Below are 19,867 nucleotides of genomic sequence, written 5' to 3'. Positions count from 1 at the left end.
AAAAAAACGTTTCACAATTTACATTTCGCAATGCACTCGATTGCGAGAATCTTGTTCACTCCTGAGCAGGACTCAGAAATGCTGCACCACCTCGTGGGTCGTGGTGACGTGAGCGTACTCTCCATCGAGCAGCGCCAGGCTCAGGTCGTGGACCGTCTCGGCGCTCCAGTGCGCCTGATGGCGGCTGGTCACCTCGAAACCGGCGCAGGCGTCCTCTGGCACCGAGACGCTGAAGTCCAGGCAGGCCGCATGGCGCACCGTGGTGCTCACCGAATGGGCCGTGGCCACGCCGGCAATCACCAGGTGCGACACCCCGTGGCGACGCAACCAGACTTCCAGCTCGGTGCCCACGAAGGCGCTATTGACATGCTTGGTCACGACCCGCTCGCCGTCCCGTGGCGCCACGCAGGACTTGAATTCCGCGCCGGGCTGGCCGGCACGGTAGGGGGAGCGCGTCTCGCGGGAATGGTGCCGGACGTGCACGACGTGGCCATTGCCGGCCCGCCAGCAACTCAGCAGCTCGGCAAGCCGTTCCTCGAGCTCGGGGTTGTTGCGGCGTCCCCAGTAACGGCGATCGTCGATCGCCTGTTGTACATCGATGATGACGAGCGCGGCGCTCTCGTCGCGGGCATCACACAGTCTAAGACGTGCGGAACCGGCTGCCATGTAAGAAGACTCCTGCGGGAGGAATGAAGAACCGTTATAGCATAGGCGGTGGCGAGAACGCGTGCCGCTCTCGCCAGGCCGTCACGACGAGCAGGAAAGGCACACCGGCGGCGCATCGACCCCGGGAGGCGTAAACCACTGCCTGTCGTCGTCGCGCCGACGCGTGAAGGGGGCCGCGAGGCGCTCGCGGCATTGGCGCAGCGGGCCGCTGTCACCGGCCTCGGCGGCATCGATGACCCACTGGGCCAGATGCGTGCGCAGCACGTAGCAGGGATTGACCGCGTTCATGGCAAGTTCACGGGCCTCGCCACTGCGCGACTCCTGCTCCAGACGCCGATCGTAGTCAGCCAGCCAGGCGACGAGGGACTCGTTGTCCGGCGCGATTTCCAGGGCATGGGCCAGGAACCGGCGCGACTCGTCCCCTCCGCGGTAGGCGCCCAGCTCTCGAAAGGCAGAGTGGAAATCCACATCGTGCTGCTCGAGGAGCTTGAGCCAACCCGCGATCAGCGCCCCATCGCCCCGGGAGGTGTCGTCGCTCTCCACGGGAAGCGTGAGCCCCAGCCGCGCCCGCATGAGCTGTGCATAACTGTGCTGCAGGGCAGGCTCGTACTCGTCGAGCATGCCACGCAAGCGTTCGACATCGATCACTGGCGTCAGGGATTGGGCCAGCACGGTGAGGTTCCATAGCCCGACCCCGGGCTGCTGGTCGAAGGCGTAGCGTCCCCCGGCGTCCGTATGGTTGGGCGTCCAGTCCGGCTTGTAGCGCTCCATGAAGGCATAGGGACCGTAATCCAGGGTCAGGCCGAGCAGCGACATGTTGTCGGTGTTCATCACGGCATGCACGAAACCGTAGGCCTGCCAGGCGGCGACCAGGCTGGCGGTGCGTTCCACCACATCGGCGAAAAAGGCCTCGAAGGGCGCCTCGGCGTCGGCAAGCTCGGGCCGATGACGATGGATCAGGTGCCAGAGCAGGGTCTGCATGTCATCGACCTTGCGGCGCTGATAGAGCCATTCGACGTGTCCGAAACGGGCGTGACTCGGGGCCAGCCGCAGCAGGGTCGCCCCCGGCTCGACGCGCTCGCGCATCACCCGCTCGTCGTTGACCGCCACCGCAAGTGCCGTGGTGGTGGGTATGCCCAGCCCGGCCAGCGCCTCGCCGGCAAGATATTCGCGGATCGACGAACGCAGCACGGCCCGGCCATCGCCGAACCGGGAGTAGGGAGTCTGGCCGGCGCCCTTGAGGTGGAGATCCATCGGCCCCCGGGAGGTCATCGCCTCGCCCAGCAACAGGCCGCGACCGTCGCCCAGCGCCGGGTTGTAGCTGCCGAACTGGTGCCCGGTATACTTCTGGGCGATGGGCGTCATGCCAGGCAGCAGCTCGGCACCCGCCATCAAGGCCGCGAGACGTCCGGGCTCGATCGCTTCAGGGTCCAGATCGAGCTGGGCGGCCCCCAGGGGGCTGACATCCAGTACGCGGGTGTTGCGCCAGGCGGTTGGCTCGACGCGGGAATAGAACGCCTCGGGCAGGCGCAACCAGGCGTTGTCGAAATGCAGGGAATCCAGGGTCATGGTGGTCCTGAAACAGGGTGAAGTGAGCATGCCTCCACTCTAGCCCCGCAACCCCCTCGGGTAAAACAGCGACGCCCCTGCAAGCAGGAGCGTCATTGAAGCCGGACTGTCATACCGTATCGTCGCTACGATGCTGCTCGATCAACCCATCGTTGCTGCGCAACAGCGAAAGCAGCACGTCCTGGTAGTCGTCGCGCACCGCGTAGTTGTCCAGGGTCGCGATCAGCTTCTCCGCCGTGACCTTGCGGCCTTGTCGAGCCTGACGAGCGCGCTGTTCGCGTAACTGCCGGTAGGCATCGTGGGTGTTGAGATTGCGCAGGTAGACCCGTACCGACTCCCGGACGCTATCGAAGACCTGGTAGCGGCGACCGCTGCCGCGCTGGGCCAGGCCACACTCGCTGCCGAAGCAGCGCAGGCCGAACAGGTTGTTGCCCTGACGCGCGAAGCGCGAGGTGCCCCACCCCGACTCTTCCACGGCCTGCACGACCACGAGCGGCAGCGGCACCGTGTTGACTCGGGCCAGCAACTGGGCGGGAACCTTCTGGCCACTGCACTCCAGGGCATACTCTTCGCAGAGTGCCGTCAGTTGTGTGGCTTCCTGGCGAGAGAGCCCGCCCTTTCGAGACTGCAGGGCCAGCAGCCACTGGCGCTGGGCGGCGATGCGCCGATTCTCGATCTCGACGATGGGTACCAGCAACTCCAGGAACGCCTGCTTGCGCTTGGGGCCCGCAGGGTACTTGCGCAGGTCGGGAAGCCGGGAAAGCGGGTCTACCTCGTCGATCACCCGCTGGGTCTGCTCGTAGAGCGCGATCTCCTGCAGCGGTTGTGAGGACGCTTCCGATGCCGGTTCGGCAGGAGCCGCCATGGGAAAGGCGGCGATCCCGAGACACACCGTCAATGCCAGGATCGACGCGGCTCTGGATCGCCGATGAAGTGGACGACATCGATGCATGGCGGGCCTCCGGACACAAAGAGGCAATCTTACCCAATCTCGTTCACAAACGGCGAATTATTTGTCTCCAAAAAACTGGCCGACCCCACCAGGGCCGGCCAGTCGAACGCTTGCCTCCTCTTGTCTTCAGGCGGTGAGCAGGGCGTTGAGCCGCTTGACGTAGGCGGCCGGATCATCGAGATGGCCACCTTCGGCGATGATCGCCTGATCGAGCAGGATATGGGCCAGGTCGCCGAAACTGCCCTCGTCGGCAGCCTCCAGGCGCGTGACCAGCGCATGCTCGGGATTGAGCTCGAGGATCGGCTTGACCTCGGGCAGCGGCTGGCCGGCGGCCTCCATGATGCGCCGCATCTGAAAGCCCATCTCGTGCTCGGAGAGCACCACGCAGGCGGGCGAGTCGGTCAGGCGATGGGTCACGCGTACCTCCTGAACCTCGTCGCCCAGCGCCTCCTTGACCCGCTTGACCAGTTCCTCCTTGGCCTTGGCGGTCTCTTCCTGGGCCTGCTTCTCCTCCTCGCCTTCGATATCGCCCAGATCCAGATCACCCTTGGCGACATCGGCGAAGGCCTTGCCGTCGTATTCGGTGAGATGGCTCATCAGCCACTCGTCGATGCGATCGTGCAGCAGCAGCACCTCGATGCCCTTCTTGCGGAAGATCTCCAGATGCGGGCTGTGCTTGGCGGCATTGAAGCCATCGGCAACGATATAGTAGATCTTCTGCTGGCCCTCCTTCATGCGCCCCACGTAATCCGCCAGGGACTGGTCCTGGGTGGCGCTTTCGGTGTGGGTGGTGGAAAAGCGCAGCAGTTCGCTGATCCGTTCGCGATTGGCGTAATCCTCCGCCGGGCCCTCCTTGAGCACGCTGCCGAAGCTGTTCCAGAAGCTCTGGTACGTCTCCTTGTCCTTGGCCAGCTTCTTGAGCATGTCCAGGGCACGCTTGGTCAGCGCCGACTTCATCTTGTCGACCTGCGGGTCCTGCTGCAGCAGTTCCCGGGAGACGTTGAGCGACAGATCCTTGGAGTCGACCACGCCCTTGACGAAGCGCAGGTAGAGCGGCAGGAACTGCTCGGCGTCCTCCAGGATGAACACGCGCTGCACATAGAGACGCACGCCCCGGGCACCGTCACGCTCGTAGAGGTCGAACGGTGCGCGCCCCGGGACATAGAGCAGGCTGGTGTATTCGAGCTTGCCCTCGACCTTGTTGTGGCTCCAGGTCAGCGGATCGCTGAAATCGTGGGCGACGTGCTTGTAGAACGCCTTGTACTCGTCGTCGCTGATCTCCGACTTGGGACGCACCCACAGCGCGGTGGCCTCGTTGACCGTTTCCCAGACGGTCTTCTCGGTGCCCTCGATCGGCTTGCCCTCGTCGTCCTTGTCGGTCTCGACCCGGGGCATGCGCACCGGCACCTCGATATGGTCCGAGTACTTGCGCACCAGATTCTTCAGACGGAAATCGTCGGCGAACTCCTTGGCATCCTGCTTCAGGTGCAGGACGATCTCGGTGCCGCGTCCGGGCTTGTCGACATCGGCGATGGTGAACTCGCCTTCGCCCCTGGAGCGCCATTCCACGCCCTCATCGGCATCGGCACGCCGGGTGCGCACCGTGACCTCGTCGGCGACGATGAAGCCGGAATAGAACCCCACCCCGAACTGGCCTATCAGCTTGGCATCCTTCTGCTGCTCGCCGGAAAGCTGCTTGAGGAATTCGGCGGTGCCGCTCTTGGCGATGGTGCCGAGATTCCTGATCACCTCGTCACGGCTCATGCCGATGCCGTTGTCGCGCACGGTGACCGTGCCTGCGTCGGTGTCGTGCTCGATCTCGATGCGCAGGTCGCTGTCGTCCCCGTAGAGCGCATCGTTGTCCAGCGCCTCGTAGCGAAGCTTGTCGCAGGCATCGGCGGCGTTGGAGATCATCTCGCGCAGGAATATCTCCCTGTTGGAATACAGGGAGTGGATCATCAGGTGCAGCAACTGCTTGACTTCGGTCTGGAAACCAAGCGTCTCTTCATGGGTGGCGGTAGTCATGTGGCAAAGGCCCCTCATGGTGTTGGTTGGACGTTTTCGTCACCGATATGGGGCCCATCCGGCACTTTTCAAGCATCGCTTTCCAGCAGTGCATGACCGGCACGGCTTGCGCCTCAGGACTCGCGAGAGGGGGGTTCCTGGGTGATGTCGATGCCCTTCCAGCGGCGATAGCCGTCGAGGGCGCGATCGACCTTGGTCAGCAGCCAGCCGACGATGACCACGTCATCCACGACACCGATCAGCAACAGCGCCTCGGGAATCAGATCCAGGGGCGATACCAGATAGACGAAGGCCAGCGTCATCCAGCCAAACGCCGACCAGGGCACCGGGCGATAGCGGCCGCTCACCACATCGGCGCACATGGGCACGAACAGGCGCAGCGCTCGCCCCATTCGAGACAACGCCCCCGCACGATTCTTGAGACGCGAAAAAATATTCCAATGCTTCAACAGGGACATTCCTTTTCTCCGTTTCGGGCGCGTAGAATCGAAATCGCCATCGCCTGACGACCACCATGCGAGCGGGCACTACCACTAAAAATGGAGCACACTGCATACTTGGGGCAAGCATGAGGAACGACCAGCGATGAAAATCAAAACACTGAAGCGCGGACTGGCACTGATGACCGCCCTGTTGCTGAGCCTGCCGGTCGTCGCCGACGACAACGCCGATCACCGCATGCGCCAGGCCCTGGAAGCCGCACGAAACCGGGAATGGCACAAGATCGACCAAGCCGCCATCGAGGACCACGTGCTGGCCGGCTATGTCGAATACCACCGACTGCGCGATCGACTGCCTCATCTCGACCCGGCGGTCGTCAACGACTACCTGCAACGCTACGCCGACTCGCCGCTGAGCGGCTGGCTACGCGGTGTCGCCCAGGTGAGCTACGGCGACATCGGCCGTCACGAGGCGCTGCTTGCCGTCAGCGACGGTGAACCCCGCGGCAGCGTTCGCCGATGCCACTACTACACCGCCCTGCTCGATCGCGAACCCCAGGCGGCGGCCGAGGGCGGTCTCGACCTCTGGCTGACCGGGCGCTCCCAACCCGCTGCCTGCGACGACCTGTTCGACGCTCTTCGCGAGCGCGGCGTCATCGACGGCCAGGCCATCTGGCAACGCCAGATGCTGGCCTGGCAGAACGGCGAGGAGGGGCTGGTGCGCTATCTGGCACGCCAGCTCCCGGGAAGCTGGAGCGATGCACAAGCGACCTTCGAGCGCTTGAGGAAGGACTATGCCGCCATCACCCGGGTGCCCGTGTCTGTCGGCCCCAATGGGGCCAGCGGTGGCGACTTGTTCACGGCGGCGATGCACAACTTCACCCGAGCCGATACCGAAGCGGCACTGGAAGCCTGGCGCAAGGTCGGCCCGCACCTGCCGATCGACGAAACGCAGCGCCACCGGATCGAACACGACCTGGCCTATTACTCCATGGCCCGCGAGGTCAACAACAACGAGGGCTGGGTCGACGAGGCATTGCCGCGCCTCGCCGATGGCGATCTTTTGGAACTGCGGGTGCGACGCGCCCTGGCAGAACGTGACTGGAAGGGCGTCATCCACTGGGTTCATGCGATGCCCGACGAGACGCGCCAGGAGGCCCGCTGGCAATACTGGCTGGGCCGCGCCCTGGCCAAGCTAGGCGATCCCGAGACGGCGAACAAGGCCTATGCCGCCGCCGCCGAGCAGCGCAACTTCTTCGGCTTTGCCGCCGCCGACCGGCTGGGCCAGCCCTATGCACTCAATCTCGAGCGCGCCACCTTCAACGACGCCTTTCGTCGCCAGGTCGCCAACTGGCCTGCCGTGAAGCGCGCCGAGGCGTTGCAGCGCATCGACGAACCCGGCCTGGCACGCAGCGAGTGGTACGGCGCAGTCTCCCGGGCCAGCGAGGAGGAGGCCAGGGCACTGGCGGATTACGCCCTGAGCCATGGCCGTTATGCCACCCTGGTGCAGACCACCATCGCCGCCGAGCAATGGGACGCCCTGGACTGGCGTTTTCCCGGCGCCTACCGCGACAGCTTCCTGCGCTGGGGCGAGACGGTCGACGTCGATCCTTTCCTGCTGATGGGGATCGCCCGGCGCGAGAGCGCCTTCAACAACGAAGCGGTTTCCCCGGTCGGCGCTCGCGGTCTGATGCAACTGATGCCCGGCACCGCCGCCCAGGTCAGTCGCCAGCTGGGCATCGGCAGGCCCAGCCTGGACGAGCTGTTCGATCCCGAGACCAATATCCGCCTGGGCAGCACCTACATTCGCGACATGCTCAAGCGCTACAACGGCAATCGCCTGGCGGCCACTGCCGCCTACAATGCGGGGCCCGGGCGTGTCGATCGCTGGCTGCGCGAAGCTCCCGAGGAGTTCGACCTGTTCGTCGAGAGCATTCCGTTCCGCGAGACCCGTGACTACGTGCAGGCGGTGCTGGCCTACCAGGTCATCTTCCAGAGCCTGGCCCAGGGCGGGGATACCCGTGGCATCGCCATGCTGACTCCCGACGAATGTCAGGTCGACTACGATGCCTCGCTATTGGCCCGCAATTAAGGCCGCTGCTGCAGGGCGAGCTTGATGCCGAAGCCGATCAGCACCGTGCCGGTGATGCCTTCGAGGCCGCGCGACACCCAGCCCTTGGCCAGCCAATGGCCGGCGCGGCCCACCATCAGCACGATGCCGATCTGCCAGGCATTGGCAATCACGAAGTGCACCCCGGCAAGCCACAGGGACTTGAGCAGCGCCGGATCATCCGGCGCGATGAACTGCGGTAGAAAGGCCATGTAGAACACCACCGTCTTGGGGTTGAGCACGTTCGACAGGAACCCCTCTCGCAACGGCAGCCAGACGGGAACCTGGCGTCGCGCCGTGGCGATTCCGGCCACCGGCAGCGGTGTCCCGCGCCGGGCGCTGAGCAGGCTCTGCGCCCCCAGCCATACCAGGTAGGCCGCCCCCGCCAGCTTGAGCATGCCGAAGGCCCAGGCGGATTGCAGCAGGATCAACGAAATGCCCAGCGCGGAAACGCTGGCGTGCACGAACAATCCGCAGCAGATGGCCAGGCTGGTGAGCACGCCGTCGCGGACTCCCCCCCGCAGCGTGTTGCGAATCACCAGCAAGGTATCGACCCCCGGTGTCATGCTCAGCAGGGTGATGGCCATCACGAAGGGCCAGAACTGCGCGTCGATCAGCATGCCAGCCCCCATCGGCAGAGCGGTGTCAACGGATCGAGGATCACGACGCCGGTCACCACAGCAGGAACACCCCGCCACCGATCACCACGGCCAGGCCGATCAGCATGACCAGGCCGTCCTCGGCGGCTAGCCCAAGCCCCATGAGCGCGATGGCCAGGGCGGGCAAGGCTGCCGCGAAAGGCAGCAGTTCCAGCGGAATCATGGACAGTGCCAGCATCACCGCCAGGGCGGCGATCAACCGACGAGAGAGAGGGTTGGCAAATGCCTGCAGTCGCGGCTTGAGCAACTTGTCGAAACGCTCGGTCCAGGGCTTGAGGCGTGTCACGGCACGATGGAACCTGTCATGGCTGATGCCACGCCGGCCGAGGCGTCGCGGTAGCCAGGGCGACGTCTTGCCCAGGGCCAGCTGTCCCGCCAGGGTGGCGATGAACAGGCCACACAGGGTCGGTATGGTCGGTATGGCCCCGGTGGGCAGCAACACGATCAATGCCGGCAACACCAGCAGTGGTCCGAACCCTCGGGAATCGAAGTTGTCGACGATATCCTGCAAACGAAGCATCTCGCCGGTGCCCGACTCGTCGAGCTGCTCGAGCAGGCGTGTCAAGGTAATGCGCTCCGTCATGGCTCCCTCCCTGGAAAGCCCCGGCAGGGGCAGAGACTGGTTCGTTGACGCCGCTCCCCGTGGGGGAACTAGCTGAAGATGCCGCGCCTGGCATGCTTCAACGAGATTTGATCGTTCAATGTCCAGAAATCATAGAGCACTCCGAGAAAGAGCAACCCCCCGGTGAGCAGGTAGAGAATCCCGGTGATCCATTTGCCCATGTACATGCGGTGGACCCCGAAGACGCCGAGAAAGGTCAGCAGGATCCAGGCCAAGGTATAGTTGGTCGGCCCAGCCCGAAACCGCAGGTCGGCCTGGCGATCCATGCCCGGGATCAGGAACAGATCGATCAGCCAGCCGATCCCCAGCAGCCCCAGGGTGAAGAACCAGATCGTGCCGGTGACCGGTTTGCCGTAATAGAAGCGATGCGAGCCGGTGAAACCGACTATCCATAGAAGATAGCCGACCCACATGCTGTGCGTGTTGCTGGCTGTCAATTGAGTCACGCTCCCTCCCTTCCAACAAGCGATTGCGCGAAGTGTTCGGCAGCAGCCGAAGATGCTTGGCCGACGTTCTGGACGTACCCGGTTTTTCGATCTATGGTGCTTGTGCGAGCATCGTAACCTGAAACAGCTGTAATCGCAGTCGACTGCCACACGGCTACAGGACGCGGCCTCGTCGCGTTGACCAGTCGGCAAATGCCGTCGGTTGAGTCGATACCACGACAGACGCCAGTGTACATTTTCCTGGCTGGTCCACGTAATACGGGCGTGAGGGCCATCAAGGTTCTCCAGGCGCCCAGCACCATCATTAGTTAGTAAGGAAATCAGCAAATGGCAACTGGCACTGTCAAGTGGTTCAACGATACCAAGGGCTACGGCTTCATCTCTCCGGACGACGGCGGCGATGACCTCTTCGCGCACTTCTCCGAAATCCAGGCTGACGGCTTCAAGACCCTGCAGGACGGCCAGAAGGTCTCCTTCGACGTCACCCAGGGCAAGAAAGGCCTTCAGGCCGCCAACATCAAGGTCGTGAACTGATCCTTCCCGATGTCTTGATGCCGGGAGGCAGAGGCGACGGCGTCGCCTCCCTGCTTCTGGAAGAGGGCTCGCCACGGCGAGCCTTTTTTAGCCGCCGCTCTGGCTGCCATAAGCCATACTGCCAGGTATGATGACAAATAGTTCTTGACGCATACCGACGAAAGGCGCACTCTCTCACACGTTGGTTTGTAGGCAGAATAACGTCAGTTGTAATCGATTCCCCTCGATAATCCTCGTGCGCGTTTTCTCTGGCATATGAGCCTCGCACTGTCGGCGGGCAGAAGCACACCGCTTCTCGAAGCCGCATCAACATCATTTAGTTAGCAGCAAGGAAATCGACAATGGCAACTGGCACTGTCAAGTGGTTCAACGACACCAAGGGCTTTGGCTTCATCTCTCCGGACGACGGCGGTGATGACCTCTTCGCTCACTTCTCCGAAATTCAAGCTGACGGCTTCAAGTCCCTGCAAGACGGTCAGAAGGTCTCCTTCGACGTCACCCAGGGCAAGAAAGGCCTTCAGGCTGCCAACATCAAGCCCGAGTAAGCCGGGTGAGATGTTGTTCTGAGACCGACCGCGACAACGTTCGGTTTCGGCAAAAGGCCCACTTCGGTGGGCCTTTTTAATGCCTGCTGCCGGCCAGCAGGATTACTGCGACTCCCCCTCTATCGGCGTGTCCAGTTCCTGATTCTGCTTCACATCCTCTTCCTCGGCAGCCTTGAACTGTTCTTCCAGTTCCTTTTCGGCTTCCTCGAAGCGCCGCTCGGTCTCCTTCAACGCCTCGTTGACATCATCTTCCGTATTCTCCCAGGAGTCGCTCGCGGCGGCCTCGGCCGCGTCTTCCCCGGAAGAATCGCCCGATTGGGCCTGACCGGCTTCGGTTCCACTCGACGTCGTGGCCTCGTCGCCAGAAGGGGAAGAACCGCTCTGAGCCTGGCTGGCGTCGGCGGGCTCGGAGGCCGGCTCCACAGGCGCTTGATCCTGAGACGTTTGCGCCGGCTCATTGGCGACATCATTGCTGCTCGATTCCGTGGACGACGCTTCTTCGCCACCGTCACAAGCCGTCAGGCCTAGCGTCAGCATCAGAACCGCCGCGGGTAACATCCAAGGCACTCTGGCCATGATCCTCTCCTTGTGACACGAATGAACCCTTCATTCGATGCAGGCGCCATTGCAGCAAACCCCGCCGGCATGCGCAAGAGCAGCGAATGTGCCGGCCACCCTAGACGCCGATGTCTTCATTCCATACCTCGGGATGACGCCCGATGAAGGTCGTCATCAGGTCGCGACACGCGTTGCTGTCGACCACCTCGACAGCGACACCCTGAGCGCGAAGATAGGCTTCGGCGCCCTGGAAGGTACGATTCTCGCCGATCACTACGCGAGGTATGCCATACAGAACGATCGCGCCGCTGCACATCGGGCACGGCGACAGCGTGGTGTAGAGCACCGACTCCCGATACACCGAGGCGGGTCGCCGGCCGGCGTTCTCGAGGGCATCCATCTCGCCGTGCAGCACCACGCTGCCGCGTTGCTGGCGCTGATTGTGCCCTCGGCCGATGATACGCCCGTCATGCACCAGCACCGAGCCGATCGGCACGCCGCCCTCCGCCAGCCCTTGTCGAGCCTCGTCGATGGCCGCCTGCATGAATTCGTCCATGCTGCCTCCTTCACGTCGCGAACAGTTGCCCCTCGATATCACGAAACGCCTTGAACTCCAGGGCATTGCCCGAGGGGTCGAGGAAGAACATGGTGGCCTGCTCCCCCGGCTCGCCGCGAAACCGGATGTAGGGTTCTATCTCGAAACGCACCCCCGCCCGGGTCAGGCGATCGACCAGGGCTTCCCAGGCCGGCATGTCCAGCACCACGCCGAAATGCGGCACGGGCACGCCATGCCCGTCCACCGCATTACGGTGGAGGTTGTCGCTGGCGCTGCCCAGGTCGGGGTTCAGGTGACACACGAACTGATGGCCATACAGGTCGAAGTCGACCCAGGAGTCACTAGAACGCCCCTCGGCACAGCCCAGCAGCTTGCCGTAGAAGCCTCGAGCTTCCTCGATATCGCGAACCTGTACGGCCAGATGAAAGGGATTGGGCATGATGCCTCCTTGTCGTGGGCTCAAGCCATTTCGGCCCGGGCCGACGAGGTTGATGACAGAAGTGGGCTGCTTGCGGGCACCAGCAGGCGAATGGCGCGCGGCATGAGTGTTGCCTCGAACTCGCGCAGATAGCGTGGCTCACCGTCGAGGTTGAGCGGGAATGCACCGTCGGCGCGGAACGATACCCGAGACGTCCTGACCGTGTGGACGAAATCCCCGTTCTCCGGAATCCGTTCCAGCTCGGCCATCAACTGGCGCATCTCGCTCATCGAGGAGAAGTGGCGCACGATCAATACATCGAAGAGGCCATCGTCCACCTTGGCATCCGGGGCCAGTTCCTGCCCGCCCCCTGCCTGGGAGCCGTTGCCGATCGCCAGCAGGAACAGCGGCGACTCGATTTCGCCCTCGCCATTGCCATCACTCCAGCGCACACGCCCGCTATAGGGTCGATAATGCCAGACCTTGAACATTCCCATCAGGGCATAGGCGCCCCCGCCAAGTACGCGCTTGAGCGCTCGCGGTGTCGAGGTGGTCACCTCGGCACCGAATCCCCCCGAGGCCATGTTGATGAAGTAGTCGTCACCCAGATGGCCGACGTCCACGGCTCGTGAAGACGCACTCAAGGCGCCGCGCAAGGCCGGCAGCGGCTCCATGGGCAGACCCAGCCCGTGGGCGAAGTCGTTGGCGCTCCCCAGGGGCAGAACCCCCAGGGAGGGTCGTCTTGCCTCGTCAAGCTGCATCAGCCCATTGACGATCTCGTTGACGCTGCCGTCACCGCCCCCGGCGATCACGCGGCCGATCCCGTCCCGACTGGCTCCATGAACGAAGCGCACACTGTCCCCCGCCTCCCAGGTGACGCGTACCTGCAACTCGTGGCCTTCACGACGCAACGCTTCCACCGCGTCGCGCACTTCCGGAATCTGCGATGACTTGCCATTGAGAATCAAGCGCGTCGTCCTCGCCATTGAGTCGGCCATTCATGCGTCCCTTGTTTGTATTCTGTGTGTTTCTGTCCCTGACGATCGACCGGTGCAAGCGATTCGCAGCACCATCCCCATACCCGCGGTCTTGACCCAAGCATGCCGGCTCAGGTGGTCGCCGGGGCCAGGCGATACTCCTGGATGGTGTCGGAATCACGCAGGTGAGCCGCCAGTTGTACCAGATTCTGCTTGTCGTGGGTTTGTAATACCATATGGTAACGATAGACGGTACCGCGCTCGTCGAGGCTGTAGCTCATCGACTTGATGGCGCACCGATGACGGGCAATCATCGCACGCACCTCGCTTTCGCTGTCGACCGACTCGATGGGATAGCAGAGCATGTTGTCGGCGAAGAATTCGCTGGGCAGGTGGTTTTCCACCCAGCGGAAGGTCGAAAGCGTCACCAGTGTCCCGATGGTCACCAGTACGGCAGGGTAGAGGAAGCCGATGCCGAAGAGGATGCCCAGGGCCGAGGTGATCCAGATCGAGGCCGCCGTGGTAAGCCCATGGACCGTGAGGCCTTCCTTGAAGATGACCCCGGCGCCCAGGAAACCGATGCCGGTCATGATGCCCTGGGCCATGCGCGTGGGGTCGGTGCGGATCGTCGACTGGGACAGGCTGTCGCCCAGCCACTGCCCCTGATGCGTGGAAATCAGCATCAGCATCGCCGAGGCCACGCACACCAGCGCATGAGTGCGAAACCCCGCTGGGCGCCCGTGGTAGCTGCGTTCGAGGCCGATCAAGCTGCCCGCCAGCCAGGCGGCCCCCAGGTTGAACACGATCGTCAGCGTATCGTCGGCCATGGCCTTCCTCCCTGAAACCGATTAACCAATTTTTTCTAAAGTATAGTGCTGGAATCGGCTTGTTCGTTTGTCCCATTCAACACGGCTTTCGCGCCGCCAGGGCTTGCACCCATCGGGGCTATCACTCACAGTCGTCGCCCCTGGCTTCTCTACCAAGGATCCACTACCAAGGAAGACGCAACTTGTCAGCAACCGACGAAAGCATCCCGCGCCCGCAAGGTGGCAAAGCGAATGGCAAGCGCCAGAATACCCAGGCTGCCGCCGTCCACGAAACGATTCGTGCCCAGGGCGAGCAGGAACTGAGGCGTACCGCTCCGGCACTGTTGTGGTCGGCCATTGCCGCAGGCATGTCGATGAGCTTTTCGATGCTGGCCATCGGTCTGCTCAAGGCCCACCTGCCTGACAACGACACCGGTCTGCTGATCTCCTCGTTCGGTTACACCATCGGCTTCATGGTGATCATCTTTGCCCGCCAGCAACTGTTCACCGAAAACACCGTCACCGCGGTGCTCCCGCTGATGAGCGAACCGAGGCTCTTCAAGCTTCTCTACTTGCTACGCTTATGGAGCGTCGTGCTCATCGGCAACCTGATCGGCGTGGCGATCTCTGCCTACGTCATACTGTCCATGCCGCTCTTCGATGCCCAGACCCATGGGGTCTTCATCGCCCTGGGCGAGAAAGTGATGAGCAACGACCCCGGACAGATGTTCGCCAAGGGCGTGATCGCCGGCTGGATGATCGCGACGATGGTGTGGCTGATCCCCGCCGCCGGCCATGCCAAGATCTGGGTCATCCTGATCATCACCTACCTGATCGGCCTGGGTGGATTCACCCATATCGTCGTGGGCTCCACGGAAGTGCTGTACCTGGTCTTCGACGGCAAGGCCAGTTTGGGCGATTATCTCATGAGCTTCGCGCTGCCCACCCTGCTCGGCAACGTCGTGGGCGGCACCTTCATCTTTGCCCTGATCAGCCACGCCCAGATTCGCAGCGACAAGTGACGCACCGAGCGAATCCGGGCCTGGCGCCATGACGCGAGGAGGAAAACACCATGCATCTCGACGGTAGCTGTCACTGTGGTGCCGTTCGCTTCAGCGTGGAGGCCGACGCCCCCTACCCCTTCAATCTCTGCTACTGCAGCATCTGTCGCAAGACCGCCGGCACCGGCGGCTTCGCCATCAACCTCGGCGCACGTGCCGACACGCTCGAGGTTCACGGCGAGGAGTTCATCCGGATCTATCGCGCCATCCTGGAGGATGGCAGCCGCAGCAGCGCAGAACGGCGCTTCTGTTGCGAGTGCGGTACCGCCCTGTGGCTCTGGTCTCCGGAGTGGCCGGAACTGATGCACCCGCACGCCGGCGCCATCGATACGCCGTTGCCGGTACCGCCGGAACGCACCCACCTCTTACTGAACTCCAAGCCCGACTGGGTGATATTCCATCCTGCCCAGCAGGATCGCTGCTTCGAAGGTTACCCGGATGAATCCCTGAGGGAGTGGCACCAACGCCTGGGATTGTGATCGAAGCAAGCTTTTCTCTCGTGAGTCTCTCATGAGATCGGCCGCCCGGAGAGGCGGCCGATCGTTTTCCGTACAGGCACTTCGCCGTGAATCAGCCGACGTCAGGCATGGGCCGCCTGGATCTGGCCGGCATCCAGTGCGCCCTGAGCCGCGTTGCTGCGGTTGATCGCCGAGAGCACCGCCTTGAGGGACGCACTGACGGTGTCGCCATCCTCGGCCATGCCGCTGACCCTCACGCCATTGACGTTCAACTGCACGAAGGCGATCGCCACGGCGTCGCTACCCTCTCCCAGCGCATGCTCGCCGTAATCGACCACGTTGACGCTGTCGCCCGTGTGACGCTGCCAGGCATCCATGAAGGCGGAGATCGCCCCGTTGCCCTGCCCCTCGAGCGCGAGGGTTTCGTCCCCTTGCTTGAGGGTTGCCGTCAGTCGTTCGGCCCCTTCGCGATCGAGGCGATAGCCCTTCAAGGTCAAGGGTGCATCGCGCATGAAGGTCCCCAGCAGCAGATCGTGGATCGCCTGGCTGGAAAGCTCCCCGGTGACCTTCTCGCTGGCCGCCTGCACGACGGGGGCCAGTTCCAGGGTCATCCAGCGTGGCAGGCTGATGCCGAAGTCGCGCTCGAGCAGGAAGGCCATGCCCCCCTTGCCCGACTGGCTGTTGACTCGGATCACCGCCTGGTAGTCGCGGCCCAGGTCCTTGGGGTCGATGGGCAGGTAGGCCACCTGCCAGGCCTCGTCGTCGCGCTGTTTCTGCAGGCACTTGCGAATGGCGTCCTGGTGGCTTCCCGAAAAGGCGGTATAGACCAGTTCGCCGACCCAGGGATGGCGCGGGTGTACCGACAGCCCCGTGCACTCGGTGCACACGTTGAGAATCTCGTCGGGATTGGAGAGATCGAGCCCCGGGTCGATGCCCTGGCTGTAGAGGTTCATTGCCAGGGTGACGATATCCATGTTGCCGGTGCGCTCGCCGTTGCCCAGGAGCGTGCCCTCGACACGGTCGGCCCCGGCCAGCAGGCCCAGTTCCGCCGCCGCCACGGCGCCACCGCGATCGTTGTGGGTGTGCAACGAGATGATTGCGCTCTCGCGGTTCTCGAGGTGGGTGATGAAGTACTCGATCTGGTCGGCGAAGTGGTTGACCGGCCCCACCTCGACGGTCGCCGGCAGGTTGAGGATGCACGGTTTCTCGGGGGTGGGTTGCCACACCGTCATGACCGCCTGACAGATCTCCACGGCGAAATCCAGCTCGGTGCTGGTGAAGCTTTCCGGGGAATATTGAAAGGTCCACTGGGTGCCGGGATAGCGTGCGGCATGCTCCTGAACCCAGCGAGCGCCCTGCTCGGCAATGGCGATGATGCCCTCGCGCTCCTGTTCGAAGACTCGCTCGCGCTGCACCTTGGAGGTCGAGTTGTAGACATGGACGATGGCGCGCTCGGCCCCTTCCAGGGCGGCGAAGGTCTTTTCGATCAGGTGCTCACGAGCCTGCACCAGCACCTGGATGTTGACGCCTTCGGGGATCTGGTCTTCCTCGATCAACCAGCGCACGAAGTCGTAGTCGTGTTGGCTGGCGGCGGGAAACCCGACCTCGATTTCCTTGAGCCCGATCTTGACCAGCAAGGCCCACAGTCGCTTCTTCTGCTCCACGCTCATCGGTTCGAGCAGCGCCTGGTTGCCGTCGCGCAGGTCCACGCTGGCCCAGTAGGGTGCCTGCGTCAGGGTACGCGAAGGCCACTGGCGATCGGTGAGCGGAACCGGCTCGGCCGGTGCGTACTTGCGATGATCGAAGGAAGTGGGTGCAGAAGTCATGGGGTCGTGTCCTTGCCGGTTGTCGATGCCGGGTTTCAGCCTGGGCCGGCGAATGAATGAACCTGTGAATTCGACCTCGTGAGTCGAGCTTCGGTGACGCCTCTCGTGGAGCCGCCCTGAAGCAACGGGGTCATCGCGATAACGATGGTATCTAGCCTACGTCACTCGGGCGAGTAGAGGATTGCGAAATGAGATGAAAATTTGCTAATTATTGGCATAAAGTATCCTGATAGAGCATTTTTCCGATACAGGATTTCCTCTTTTGCCGACAAAAGACACTTCTGCTGCGCTGGATCGCTACGACCGACACATTCTCGATGTCCTGCAGCGTGATGGCCGCATCAGCAACCAGGAGCTCGCCGAGCGCATCGGCCTCTCCCCCTCGCCCTGTCTGCGCCGGGTCCGGGCGCTGGAAGAGAACGGCCTGATCACCGGCTACCGGGCGCTGGTGGACAGCAAGCGCCTGGGCTACAGCCTGATGGCCCTGCTGCACATCTCCATGGATCGCCACACGCCGGAGCGCTTCGCCAACTTCGAGAAGGAGATCAGCAGCCTGCCTCAGGTCCTGGAATGCCTGCTGATCACCGGTCAGGAAGCCGACTATCAGCTCAAGGTTGTGGTCCGCGACATGGACGATTACCAGAACCTGCTGCTCAATCGCATCACCCGTATCGAGGGGGTCAGCGGCGTGCACTCGAGCTTCGTGCTGCGTCGGGTCATCGACAACCCCCCGACCCCGACGGCTTGAGTCAAATGCTTTACCATACACCGGTACCCATCAGTCACGAGTCCCCATGAAATATATCGGAGCCCATGTCAGTGCCGCCGGCGGCGTCGATCAGGCCGTGATCCGCGCACACGAGATCGGCGCCACTGCCTTCGCCCTGTTCACCAAGAACCAGCGCCAGTGGACGGGCAAGCCGTTGACCGAGGAGGCCATCAACGCCTTTCAGGAAGCCTGCGCGCACCACGGCTTCGGCCCGCAGCAGATCCTGCCCCACGACAGTTACCTGATCAACCTCGGCCACCCCGACCCCGAGGGCCTGAAGAAGTCCCGGGCGGCCTTCCTCGATGAATTCCAGCGCTGCGAACGACTCGGCTTGACGCTGCTCAACTTCCACCCGGGGAGCCATCTGCGCAAGATCTCCGAGAGCGAATGCTTGAAGCGCATCGCCGAGTCGATCAACGAGGTGCTGTCCCGGACCCGGGGCGTCACGGCGGTGATCGAGAACACCGCCGGCCAGGGCACCAACCTGGGCCATCGCTTCGAGCACCTGGCCGAGATCATCGAGCAGGTCGACGACAAGACTCGGGTCGGGGTGTGCATCGACACCTGCCATGCCTTCGCCGCGGGTTACGAGTTACGCAGCCCCGAGGCGTGTCGCGCCATGCTCGACGAGTTCGATGACGTGGTCGGCATGGCTTATCTGCGCGGCATGCATCTGAACGACGCCAAGAGCGCCTTCGCCAGTCGCGTCGATCGTCATCACAGCCTGGGGCAAGGCAACATCGGGCTCGAGGCCTTCACCGCGCTCATGCGCGATCCGCGACTCGACGGCATCCCGCTGATCCTGGAAACCATCGAGCCTGCCCTCTGGCCGGAGGAAATCAGCTGGCTGCGCGCGCAACAACATCCCGGCGACGCCGCGGCGTCGGCTCATCAGGAATGACCCATGCAAACGGAAGGCTTCTTCAACTGGCTCGGCGAAAGCATCGGTGAGGCGCTTCGTGCCCTCGTCGATCTGTTGTCGAGTTTCTTCGCCGGTATCGGCGTCGCCGTCTACGAATTCATCGAGGGCCTGTCCGGCTCCCTGGGCGTCAATACCTCGCTGTTCAACATGATCGTCTTGATCATTGGCCTGTTGCTGCTCGTCAAGGGCATCCGCAGCTTCCTGCAGCGTGCCATCATCGGCGGGGTGATCTGGACGCTGGCGGGGCTCTTCCTGTTGAGCTGGCTGATGGCCTGACGCCACGCCTCGACCATGACGAAACAGGTCTGGTCGCGTAGAGTAGGCAGGGTGGACAACAACCAGGGACGACTCATTTATGTTTTCTCGTTTCAAACTATCGCTTGGGCTTTTCACGCTGCTGCTTGGCGGCCTGTTCGCTCCCCAGGTCTTCGCCCAGCAACAGCCCCCAGCCGATGCCAATGTCGAGGTCGAAACCTTCCAGGATTGGGAAGTCCGTTGCCCCCAGGGGGGCGGTGCCCCGGGGGACTGCACGATGACCCAACTGGTCGACAATCCCAACGGCGATAGCCCGATCATGCGAGTGATCATGGCCTACCCCTCGGAGATGGACACCGCGGCGATGGCCTTCATCCTGCCGCTCGGTACACGCCTGGCCCCGGGGCTGCAGCTGGCCGTCGACAACGGCGAGCCGATCAACTTCCCTTACCAGGTCTGCCAGCAGCAGGGCTGCCGCGCCGACATACCGGTCACCGACTCCCTGCGCCAGCAGATGCGCAGTGGCAGCAGGGCCACCTTGAGCATCATGGGGCCGCGGGGCGAGCGCCTCGATCTCCCCGTGTCGCTGCAGGGCTTTACCGCCGCGGACAATCGCATCGCACGCTGAACCTCTCCTGGCGATCACCCCTGCGAACGAAACGGGCCGCTCATTCGAGCGGCCCGTTTCCTTGC

General features: G+C 63.2%; 23 protein-coding genes. 9 read left to right on the top strand and 14 right to left on the bottom strand.

All coding sequences use genetic code 11. From position 1 onward, the window contains the following. Positions 1–72: 72 nt before the first annotated feature. The 5 genes from BUA41_RS12975 to BUA41_RS12955 form a co-directional block, all read right to left on the bottom strand. The gene (locus BUA41_RS12975; RefSeq protein WP_072823540.1) at positions 73–666 is read right to left on the bottom strand and encodes a cysteine hydrolase family protein; all 594 of its coding nucleotides are present in this window, start codon (positions 664–666) and stop codon (positions 73–75) included. A gap of 81 nt (positions 667–747) precedes the next feature. Beyond that, on the bottom strand, positions 748–2,235 hold the full coding sequence (locus BUA41_RS12970; protein ID WP_072823538.1) for a protein adenylyltransferase SelO: 1,488 nt from the start codon (positions 2,233–2,235) through the stop codon (positions 748–750). Positions 2,236–2,344: 109 nt separating this feature from the next. Beyond that, entirely contained in the window at positions 2,345–3,187 is an 843-nt protein-coding gene (locus BUA41_RS12965; protein WP_072823536.1) for a protein bax, read from the bottom strand. A gap of 126 nt (positions 3,188–3,313) precedes the next feature. Then, positions 3,314–5,212 carry a molecular chaperone HtpG gene (gene htpG / locus BUA41_RS12960; RefSeq protein ID WP_072823534.1) on the bottom strand — a complete coding sequence of 633 codons (1,899 nt, stop codon included), beginning with the start codon at positions 5,210–5,212 and terminating at the stop codon, positions 3,314–3,316. Positions 5,213–5,325: 113 nt separating this feature from the next. Then, positions 5,326–5,670 carry a YkvA family protein gene (locus tag BUA41_RS12955; RefSeq protein ID WP_072823532.1) on the bottom strand — a complete coding sequence of 115 codons (345 nt, stop codon included), beginning with the start codon at positions 5,668–5,670 and terminating at the stop codon, positions 5,326–5,328. A 127-nt stretch (positions 5,671–5,797) separates the two neighbouring features. Between BUA41_RS12955 and BUA41_RS12950 the strand changes: the two genes are divergently transcribed. Continuing rightward, positions 5,798–7,744, top strand: coding sequence for a transglycosylase SLT domain-containing protein (locus BUA41_RS12950; protein ID WP_072823530.1), 1,947 nt, complete (start codon positions 5,798–5,800; stop codon positions 7,742–7,744). Here BUA41_RS12950 and BUA41_RS12945 read toward each other — a convergent pair. The 3 genes from BUA41_RS12945 to BUA41_RS12935 form a co-directional block, all read right to left on the bottom strand. Further along, positions 7,741–8,382, bottom strand: a complete 642-nt coding sequence (locus tag BUA41_RS12945; protein WP_072823526.1) for a LysE family translocator — start codon at positions 8,380–8,382, stop codon at positions 7,741–7,743. The two genes, BUA41_RS12950 and BUA41_RS12945, sit on opposite strands and share 4 nt — an antisense overlap. Positions 8,383–8,434: 52 nt before the next feature. Then, positions 8,435–9,004 (bottom strand): exopolysaccharide biosynthesis protein, encoded by a 570-nt coding sequence (locus BUA41_RS12940; protein WP_072823524.1) that lies wholly within the window; start codon positions 9,002–9,004, stop codon positions 8,435–8,437. Positions 9,005–9,072: 68 nt separating this feature from the next. Then, positions 9,073–9,456 carry a TM2 domain-containing protein gene (locus BUA41_RS12935; RefSeq protein WP_072823522.1) on the bottom strand — a complete coding sequence of 128 codons (384 nt, stop codon included), beginning with the start codon at positions 9,454–9,456 and terminating at the stop codon, positions 9,073–9,075. 360 nt (positions 9,457–9,816) lie between these two features. On the opposite strand from BUA41_RS12935, the gene BUA41_RS12930 reads away from it, so the two are divergent. Both BUA41_RS12930 and BUA41_RS12925 read left to right on the top strand, forming a co-directional pair. Beyond that, on the top strand, positions 9,817–10,023 hold the full coding sequence (locus tag BUA41_RS12930) for a cold-shock protein (protein ID WP_048308231.1): 207 nt from the start codon (positions 9,817–9,819) through the stop codon (positions 10,021–10,023). A gap of 341 nt (positions 10,024–10,364) precedes the next feature. Beyond that, positions 10,365–10,568, top strand: a complete 204-nt coding sequence (locus BUA41_RS12925) for a cold-shock protein (protein ID WP_048308232.1) — start codon at positions 10,365–10,367, stop codon at positions 10,566–10,568. A 102-nt stretch (positions 10,569–10,670) separates the two neighbouring features. Here the strand turns inward: BUA41_RS12925 and BUA41_RS12920 are convergent, their stop codons facing one another. The 5 genes from BUA41_RS12920 to BUA41_RS12900 all read right to left on the bottom strand — a co-directional run bounded on the left by BUA41_RS12920 (position 10,671) and on the right by BUA41_RS12900 (position 13,904). Further along, a complete protein-coding gene (locus BUA41_RS12920) occupies positions 10,671–11,144 on the bottom strand; it encodes a hypothetical protein (RefSeq protein WP_072823520.1) in 474 nt (157 codons plus the stop codon). Between the two features lie 100 nt (positions 11,145–11,244). Beyond that, the gene (locus BUA41_RS12915; protein WP_072823518.1) at positions 11,245–11,682 is read right to left on the bottom strand and encodes a nucleoside deaminase; all 438 of its coding nucleotides are present in this window, start codon (positions 11,680–11,682) and stop codon (positions 11,245–11,247) included. A 10-nt stretch (positions 11,683–11,692) separates the two neighbouring features. Then, positions 11,693–12,121 (bottom strand): VOC family protein, encoded by a 429-nt coding sequence (locus BUA41_RS12910; RefSeq protein WP_072823516.1) that lies wholly within the window; start codon positions 12,119–12,121, stop codon positions 11,693–11,695. 20 nt (positions 12,122–12,141) lie between these two features. After that, on the bottom strand, positions 12,142–13,098 hold the full coding sequence (yegS, locus tag BUA41_RS12905) for a lipid kinase YegS (RefSeq protein WP_072823514.1): 957 nt from the start codon (positions 13,096–13,098) through the stop codon (positions 12,142–12,144). Between the two features lie 110 nt (positions 13,099–13,208). After that, complete coding sequence (locus BUA41_RS12900) at positions 13,209–13,904, bottom strand: MgtC/SapB family protein (RefSeq protein ID WP_072823512.1); 696 nt, start codon at positions 13,902–13,904, stop codon at positions 13,209–13,211. A 182-nt stretch (positions 13,905–14,086) separates the two neighbouring features. Here BUA41_RS12900 and BUA41_RS12895 point away from each other — a divergent pair, with 182 nt between their 5' ends. Next, the gene (locus BUA41_RS12895) at positions 14,087–14,905 is read left to right on the top strand and encodes a formate/nitrite transporter family protein (RefSeq protein WP_217652823.1); all 819 of its coding nucleotides are present in this window, start codon (positions 14,087–14,089) and stop codon (positions 14,903–14,905) included. Between the two features lie 50 nt (positions 14,906–14,955). Next, complete coding sequence (locus BUA41_RS12890; RefSeq protein ID WP_072823510.1) at positions 14,956–15,423, top strand: GFA family protein; 468 nt, start codon at positions 14,956–14,958, stop codon at positions 15,421–15,423. Between the two features lie 101 nt (positions 15,424–15,524). Here BUA41_RS12890 and leuA read toward each other — a convergent pair whose 3' ends face one another. Then, the gene (gene leuA / locus BUA41_RS12885) at positions 15,525–17,228 is read right to left on the bottom strand and encodes a 2-isopropylmalate synthase (protein WP_072823508.1); all 1,704 of its coding nucleotides are present in this window, start codon (positions 17,226–17,228) and stop codon (positions 15,525–15,527) included. Between the two features lie 262 nt (positions 17,229–17,490). On the opposite strand from leuA, the gene BUA41_RS12880 reads away from it, so the two are divergent. The 4 genes from BUA41_RS12880 to BUA41_RS12865 all read left to right on the top strand — a co-directional run bounded on the left by BUA41_RS12880 (position 17,491) and on the right by BUA41_RS12865 (position 19,802). Continuing rightward, on the top strand, positions 17,491–17,976 hold the full coding sequence (locus BUA41_RS12880) for an Lrp/AsnC family transcriptional regulator (RefSeq protein WP_072823506.1): 486 nt from the start codon (positions 17,491–17,493) through the stop codon (positions 17,974–17,976). Positions 17,977–18,022: 46 nt separating this feature from the next. Then, a complete protein-coding gene (gene nfo / locus BUA41_RS12875) occupies positions 18,023–18,898 on the top strand; it encodes a deoxyribonuclease IV (RefSeq protein WP_072823504.1) in 876 nt (291 codons plus the stop codon). A gap of 3 nt (positions 18,899–18,901) precedes the next feature. Next, positions 18,902–19,195, top strand: coding sequence for a hypothetical protein (locus BUA41_RS12870; protein WP_072823502.1), 294 nt, complete (start codon positions 18,902–18,904; stop codon positions 19,193–19,195). 79 nt (positions 19,196–19,274) lie between these two features. Then, complete coding sequence (locus tag BUA41_RS12865; RefSeq protein ID WP_072823500.1) at positions 19,275–19,802, top strand: invasion associated locus B family protein; 528 nt, start codon at positions 19,275–19,277, stop codon at positions 19,800–19,802. Positions 19,803–19,867 lie beyond the last annotated feature (65 nt).

Origin of the sequence: Modicisalibacter ilicicola DSM 19980 (assembly GCF_900128925.1) — a bacterium.
GTDB lineage: Bacteria > Pseudomonadota > Gammaproteobacteria > Pseudomonadales > Halomonadaceae > Modicisalibacter > Modicisalibacter ilicicola.
Note: the sequence above shows the minus strand (reverse complement) of the source record. Positions and strands in the feature narration are given on the sequence as shown.

What these genes read in the sequence shown, in the direction of transcription:
- BUA41_RS12920 (WP_072823520.1), bottom strand. Translation starts at nt 11,144, where the DNA reads ATGGCCAGAGTGCCTTGGATGTTACCCGCGGCGGTTCTGATGCTGACG.
- BUA41_RS12910 (WP_072823516.1), bottom strand. Translation starts at nt 12,121, where the DNA reads ATGCCCAATCCCTTTCATCTGGCCGTACAGGTTCGCGATATCGAGGAA.
- BUA41_RS12935 (WP_072823522.1), bottom strand. Translation starts at nt 9,456, where the DNA reads ATGTGGGTCGGCTATCTTCTATGGATAGTCGGTTTCACCGGCTCGCAT.
- BUA41_RS12870 (WP_072823502.1), top strand. Translation starts at nt 18,902, where the DNA reads ATGCAAACGGAAGGCTTCTTCAACTGGCTCGGCGAAAGCATCGGTGAG.
- BUA41_RS12925 (WP_048308232.1), top strand. Translation starts at nt 10,365, where the DNA reads ATGGCAACTGGCACTGTCAAGTGGTTCAACGACACCAAGGGCTTTGGC.
- BUA41_RS12915 (WP_072823518.1), bottom strand. Translation starts at nt 11,682, where the DNA reads ATGGACGAATTCATGCAGGCGGCCATCGACGAGGCTCGACAAGGGCTG.
- BUA41_RS12950 (WP_072823530.1), top strand. Translation starts at nt 5,798, where the DNA reads ATGAAAATCAAAACACTGAAGCGCGGACTGGCACTGATGACCGCCCTG.
- htpG (WP_072823534.1), bottom strand. Translation starts at nt 5,212, where the DNA reads ATGACTACCGCCACCCATGAAGAGACGCTTGGTTTCCAGACCGAAGTC.
- BUA41_RS12900 (WP_072823512.1), bottom strand. Translation starts at nt 13,904, where the DNA reads ATGGCCGACGATACGCTGACGATCGTGTTCAACCTGGGGGCCGCCTGG.
- BUA41_RS12940 (WP_072823524.1), bottom strand. Translation starts at nt 9,004, where the DNA reads ATGACGGAGCGCATTACCTTGACACGCCTGCTCGAGCAGCTCGACGAG.
- nfo (WP_072823504.1), top strand. Translation starts at nt 18,023, where the DNA reads ATGAAATATATCGGAGCCCATGTCAGTGCCGCCGGCGGCGTCGATCAG.
- yegS (WP_072823514.1), bottom strand. Translation starts at nt 13,098, where the DNA reads ATGGCCGACTCAATGGCGAGGACGACGCGCTTGATTCTCAATGGCAAG.
- BUA41_RS12975 (WP_072823540.1), bottom strand. Translation starts at nt 666, where the DNA reads ATGGCAGCCGGTTCCGCACGTCTTAGACTGTGTGATGCCCGCGACGAG.
- leuA (WP_072823508.1), bottom strand. Translation starts at nt 17,228, where the DNA reads ATGACTTCTGCACCCACTTCCTTCGATCATCGCAAGTACGCACCGGCC.
- BUA41_RS12865 (WP_072823500.1), top strand. Translation starts at nt 19,275, where the DNA reads ATGTTTTCTCGTTTCAAACTATCGCTTGGGCTTTTCACGCTGCTGCTT.
- BUA41_RS12965 (WP_072823536.1), bottom strand. Translation starts at nt 3,187, where the DNA reads ATGCATCGATGTCGTCCACTTCATCGGCGATCCAGAGCCGCGTCGATC.
- BUA41_RS12890 (WP_072823510.1), top strand. Translation starts at nt 14,956, where the DNA reads ATGCATCTCGACGGTAGCTGTCACTGTGGTGCCGTTCGCTTCAGCGTG.
- BUA41_RS12945 (WP_072823526.1), bottom strand. Translation starts at nt 8,382, where the DNA reads ATGCTGATCGACGCGCAGTTCTGGCCCTTCGTGATGGCCATCACCCTG.
- BUA41_RS12955 (WP_072823532.1), bottom strand. Translation starts at nt 5,670, where the DNA reads ATGTCCCTGTTGAAGCATTGGAATATTTTTTCGCGTCTCAAGAATCGT.
- BUA41_RS12930 (WP_048308231.1), top strand. Translation starts at nt 9,817, where the DNA reads ATGGCAACTGGCACTGTCAAGTGGTTCAACGATACCAAGGGCTACGGC.
- BUA41_RS12970 (WP_072823538.1), bottom strand. Translation starts at nt 2,235, where the DNA reads ATGACCCTGGATTCCCTGCATTTCGACAACGCCTGGTTGCGCCTGCCC.